The following is a 255-nucleotide window of genomic DNA, read 5'->3' as shown; positions in this document are numbered from 1 at the left end:
CAAGGAGCTGCCTAGGGTAAAACTGGTAACTAGGGCTAAGTCGTAACAAGGTAGCCGTACCGGAAGGTGCGGCTGGAACACCTCCTTTCTAGAGACTATAAAAAGAGGTTAGGTATTGATTTTTTATTTTTTTTTTACTCTCGCTGTTAATTCAAATAATACAAATAAGTAAAAACAGAGTCTCGTAGCTCAGCTGGTTAGAGTACTACACTGATAATGTAGGGGTCCCCAGTTCGAGTCTGGGCGGGACTACAA

General features: G+C 42.4%; 1 tRNA gene and 1 rRNA gene. Both read left to right on the top strand.

Annotated features, from left to right (window positions below):
- Window positions 1-88: ribosomal RNA gene (locus EQG63_RS12180) — 16S ribosomal RNA — on the top strand; the annotation flags it as partial.
- 90 nt (window positions 89-178) lie between these two features.
- Window positions 179-252, top strand: a tRNA-Ile gene (locus EQG63_RS12175).
- The last annotated feature ends 3 nt before the right edge of the window (window positions 253-255 follow it).

This window comes from Flavobacterium amnicola, assembly GCF_004122165.1.
Taxonomy (GTDB): domain Bacteria; phylum Bacteroidota; class Bacteroidia; order Flavobacteriales; family Flavobacteriaceae; genus Flavobacterium; species Flavobacterium amnicola.
Note: the sequence above shows the minus strand (reverse complement) of the source record. Positions and strands in the feature narration are given on the sequence as shown.